The organism is Fusibacter sp. (assembly GCF_057447755.1).
The window spans coordinates 1-4823 of record NZ_JBVBZF010000267.1 but is presented as its reverse complement, the minus strand read 5'-3'; the positions used below and the strand labels follow the sequence as shown (position 1 = coordinate 4823).

Annotated in this window: 4 protein-coding genes and 1 other annotated feature; all 4 genes read left to right on the top strand. The window is 37.1% G+C overall.

Going from position 1 to position 4823, the window contains the following annotated elements; genetic code table 11:
• Positions 1 to 213: hypothetical protein (locus tag AC220I_RS18160; RefSeq protein WP_486725284.1), on the top strand; the 213-nt coding region annotated here is incomplete at its 5' end.
• A 40-nt stretch (positions 214 to 253) separates the two neighbouring features.
• Positions 254 to 546 (top strand) — a binding site (T-box leader).
• A 57-nt stretch (positions 547 to 603) separates the two neighbouring features.
• The gene (locus AC220I_RS18155) at positions 604 to 2253 is read left to right on the top strand and encodes a glutamine--tRNA ligase/YqeY domain fusion protein (RefSeq protein ID WP_486725283.1); all 1650 of its coding nucleotides are present in this window, start codon (positions 604 to 606) and stop codon (positions 2251 to 2253) included.
• Between the two features lie 180 nt (positions 2254 to 2433).
• Positions 2434 to 3561, top strand: coding sequence for a metallophosphoesterase (locus tag AC220I_RS18150; RefSeq protein ID WP_486725282.1), 1128 nt, complete (start codon positions 2434 to 2436; stop codon positions 3559 to 3561).
• A 3-nt stretch (positions 3562 to 3564) separates the two neighbouring features.
• The gene (gene fliB, locus AC220I_RS18145; RefSeq protein WP_486725281.1) at positions 3565 to 4743 is read left to right on the top strand and encodes a flagellin lysine-N-methylase; all 1179 of its coding nucleotides are present in this window, start codon (positions 3565 to 3567) and stop codon (positions 4741 to 4743) included.
• The last annotated feature ends 80 nt before the right edge of the window (positions 4744 to 4823 follow it).

Below are 4823 nucleotides of genomic sequence, written 5' to 3'. Positions count from 1 at the left end.
ATTTTCATAGAGCATGTAATTTCTAAGGCACCAGTGGCATCTACCGCCATGCATCTTCTAACCCCTGCTTGGAAGGTAATTGCACATGGCTGTCATTTAAATCGGGATTTTGAAGCATCTCTTTTATCATCAGGCTTTAGAATCCATCAAAGTCAATTTATGATGGGTGACGTTTTCCTAGGAGGCATTGCACAAGTTGATATTGACGAATAAATGACCTTATGCTATTCTAAGTACAATTAAATTTGACAAATTAAAGGCTGTGAAGAGAAGAGTAGTTGATTGTATCCTTCAAAGAGAGTCCACAAATGCTGAGAGTGGATAGGGATTGAATTAATGAACCAAGCCTCTGAGCCGCGTATGGATCTGAACCATAAAGCATGATTTTTATTATAGATCATTAGCTATCATCTTGAATGTTCAGTGATGCTACGACAGGTGCTCCTGTTACAGAGCTAAAGTATCCCGTAAGGTGTACTTGACGAGTATGATTTTGTGAGAAATCATAAAAATGAGGTGGCAACGCGATTAACATTCGTCCTCAAGATAATAATCTTGAGGTCGGATGTTTTTTTAATTTTTGGCATAGGAGGTCAAGGAGAGATGGATAATTATATTCACAAAATGATTGAAACGGATATTGAAGAAGGGGTGTTTTCAAGGGAGATTTGTACGAGATTTCCACCTGAACCCAATGGTTACTTGCACATAGGCAGCTTGTACGCCATTCATTTTAGTTATTTCGCAGCAAAAAAATTTGGTGGTAAATTCAATTTGAGGTTTGACGATACTAATCCTTTGAAGGAGGATATGGAATATGTAAACGCCATTATTGAAGATATGAAATGGATGGGCTGGCTCGATGAAGAAAGAATATTCTTCGGTTCTGATTATTCGGATTTTATTTATGATTGTGCGATAAAGTTGATCAAAATGGGAAAAGCTTATGTATGTGAGCTTAATCAAGATGAATTGAGAGAGACTAGGGGCACCTTGACTGAACCGGGTCAAGACAGTCCATATCGGAATCGCGAAATTGAAGAAAACCTTAGACTTTTTGAAGCCATGAAGGCTGGTATTTATGACAATGGTAAAATGACCCTAAGGGCAAAAATAGACATGTCATCACCCAATATGAATATGAGAGATCCCGTTATTTATAGAATACTGCATGCTCACCATTATAGAACTGGAGATAAATGGTGCATTTATCCTATGTACGATTATGCGCATCCACTTCAAGATGCGTATGAGGGGGTGACACACTCACTTTGCTCTATTGAGTTTCGTAATCATAGACCCCTCTATGATTGGGTTTTGGAAACACTGGGTTTTGAAGAACCGCCAAGACAGAGGGAATTTGGCCGTATGAACATGACTGGGGTTGTTACCAGTAAACGTTACTTGAGGGAACTTGTTTACGGCAAGTACGTCTCAGGATGGGATGATCCTAGAATGCCTACCATAAAGGGTTTAAGACGAAAAGGCTACACCAAGGAAGCTATAAATGATTTCATTCACAACATAGGGGTTTCAAAGGATCAAAGTACTGTGGACATATCCATGTTGGATCACTGTCTGAGAAACGATTTGAAATGCAAGGTACCGAGTGTGATGTGTGTTCTCAATCCACTGAAAGTGACATTGACCAATTATGATGATGATAAAATAGAGTGGCTTACCATAGAAAACAACTCTGAAAATGATAAACTTGGTACCAGAAAAGTGCCATTTGGTAAGCACCTTTATATTGAAGCAGATGATTTTATGGTATCGCCACAAAAGGGCTTTAAAAGGCTTACATTGGGTGGCGAAGTGAGATTAAAAGGGGCTTATTTTATAAGATGTAACGAGGTCGTTTTAGATGATGAAGGAAGACCGATTGAGCTTAAATGCACCTATGATGTTGAGACTAAAAGCGGCAGTGGCTTTACTGGTCGAAAAGTAAAGGGGACTATCCACTGGGTTCATGCAACTGAGAACCTTAAGGCTGAGGTGCATTTGTTTGAGAAACTCTTCGAAGATGATGAAATTGCCAAGGATAAAAACTTAACATGGGATGAAAAAATCAATCCCAACTCGCATAAAATCTTGAGCAATTGCTTTATAGAGGTTGGCTTAAAGGATTCGGTAAAGGAAGATAAGTTTCAGTTTATGAGACATGGTTATTTTATGATAGATGAAGTGAAATATGAGGAAAATATGTCTAGACTTAAAGTCAATCGGATTGTCCCCCTAAAGTCTTCCTATTAAGGTGGGAGGAAGTTAGCAACAATGTGTGGATAATAGGCCTTAAGAACCCGTAACCACCAGTGCTTTTCAAGGTTTTGATAATACTGGTGGTTATTTGCCTTTGAAATTGAGCGCTTGACTATATTAGCGCTTATAATTATGCTATAATCTACTTGGATTATGTGGAAATGAGGCTAAAAAATGAATGATAAATTAATCCATTTGGATTTAAAGGATAGAGAAAGAATTATTGTAATCAGTGATATACATGGTGGTATAGGCCATTTAGATCAACTCTTAGATCAAGTAAAATTACAAGCAGAGGATATTCTCATTATTTTGGGTGATTTTATTGAAAAGGGACCCCAGAACATTGAGATGCTCTATCGGGCTATGTTATTAAAGCATAGACCCAATACTTATATCATTTCTGGAAATTGCGAGTCATTTGTCTATCAAATGATTACAAATCCTGAAAGACAGTCTATGATAAAACAGTACTTGGACAAGGTACCTTATCCTTCACTAATAAGTGATTTATATGAAAAAATGTTTTTGGTAGATTTGAAAACGGAATCCTTTTCACCTGAAAAAGTACAAAGGGCGTTAATGGAGGCTTATCCAAGTGAATTGACATTTCTAGACAGCTTACCTTGGGGCCTTGTCGCACCACCCTTTGTGTTTGTACACGCTGGAATTGAATCACTTACTGAAATTGACAAGAAAGCCATTCTGTCTTATCCAGCTTTTTATGAATCTGAACATGGCCTGGACCACATTGTGGTGGTTGGGCACTGGCCAGTTTTAAACTATTACGAGCATCAATTAATCGCAAACCCAATCCTTGATTTTGACAAGAAGGTCTTCAATCTGGATGGTGGTTTTAGCGTTAAATGGCATGGGCAAGTGAACGCACTGGTCATAGAAAAAAAGGGTTCTAATTTTGATTATAAAACATACTTCTCAGATGATTTACCCCTTTATGAAGTAATGTATTATAATGCTGAAAATATTGAACCTCATGTTCTTGAAGGAAAACCCTTTAAGGTCATGTGGAATGACAATCAAATTGAAGTGATTGAAGCCTTACCGGAGTTTTCACTTTGTAAAAAGACATCCACTGGAGATGTGGGACTGATTAAAAACGAATTTATTCAAAAAGATGAAGACAAGACCTACTGTTGTGAAGACTATATATTTAAGTTACATCATCTCCAAAAAGGTGATGATGTAAGGTTTATTGCTGACTATGGCAGATATGCTTATATCAAGTTCAATCATGAATATGGCTGGATTCCATCTGAATTTTTGAACAAAACTGGGGGTTGATGAATGAAACTTTTAAGACCAGACTATATGGATAACTTCAAGTGCATTGGAACACCTTGTACTGACAACTGTTGTATTGGTTGGGATGTGGATATCGATGAACAAACTTACTACAAATATGAAAAAATCAAAGGGAACCCTCTGGAGACCTTGATAAAGGACTTTATTCATATTAATCCAGATGTTTATGATACTGCTGTTAATTTCGCTGTGGTTTCATTGACAACCAATAAGAGGTGTCCATTTTTGGATACCAATCAACTCTGCAAAATTCAAGGTCAATGTGGTGAAGCCTACTTGTCCAATGTATGTGCCCAATATCCTAGAATTTATAATAGGATTGACGACAAGTATGAAGTATCCTCATCAATTTCGTGTCCCGAAATTGCCAGAATGGTATTAATGGAGCCAAATGGCATACAGTTTGGTACGTCAGAATACGAAGATGGCAGAACTGTTATGGTAAGTTATGATGTTAATACACGGCTAAATGATTTCAAAGATACCCCTGCAGAGCAGCTTCAAAAGATCCGATGGATTTGTCTCGATATTATGCAAAATGCTGAGTTAAGCTTAGATGAGCGCTTTGAGCAGATAGGGCATTTTGTTTTTGGCTTGACCCATCTTAGAAACAGAAGTGAAATCTCAAACTGGATGAATAAATACAGAAAAAACAAAACTTTTAAAAGCGACGTTAGCCCTTTTAGCAAGAATATGTTTAAACGTTCAAAAGAGATTTTAGAAATCTTAGCACCAGAAGCGACAATTGTCTCTGAGCGATTTTTAAATCATTATCATAGGTCAGAGGCTGAATTAAAGGCTTCAGAACCACACTTAATTTCATTGAAAGAAAAATACTACGATCCTTACTTTGAGTTCAGACAATATATTTTTGAGAATTACTTTGTGAACCACATGTTTAAAGCCATGTTTCCGTTCACTGAGGCCGAATGGTTATTTGATGCATATCTTTTAATGCTCTGCCGTTATCAGTTGATGAAACGTCAATTGTTAGGCCTTGCCATTGCCAACAAGGGCTTGGATGATGCATTGATCTTAGATTATTTTCAGGTTTTTTCAAAGGCAATTGAACATCATAAAACTTTTATGTTGGATTTGACCGATTGGTTTGGTGATTTAAGTATTAATGACATGAAGGCTGTTAAGAAACACTTGCTCTAGCAGTTTGAACATTTAAGTGCAGACAAGGGGATCATTGCATAATATTTAAGATAATAAAACGCATCACATGTGCGTTTCTT

Coding starts and splice junctions, on each gene's coding strand:
- AC220I_RS18155 (WP_486725283.1), top strand. CDS start 604: ATGGATAATTATATTCACAAAATGATTGAAACGGATATTGAAGAAGGG.
- AC220I_RS18150 (WP_486725282.1), top strand. CDS start 2,434: ATGAATGATAAATTAATCCATTTGGATTTAAAGGATAGAGAAAGAATT.
- fliB (WP_486725281.1), top strand. CDS start 3,565: ATGAAACTTTTAAGACCAGACTATATGGATAACTTCAAGTGCATTGGA.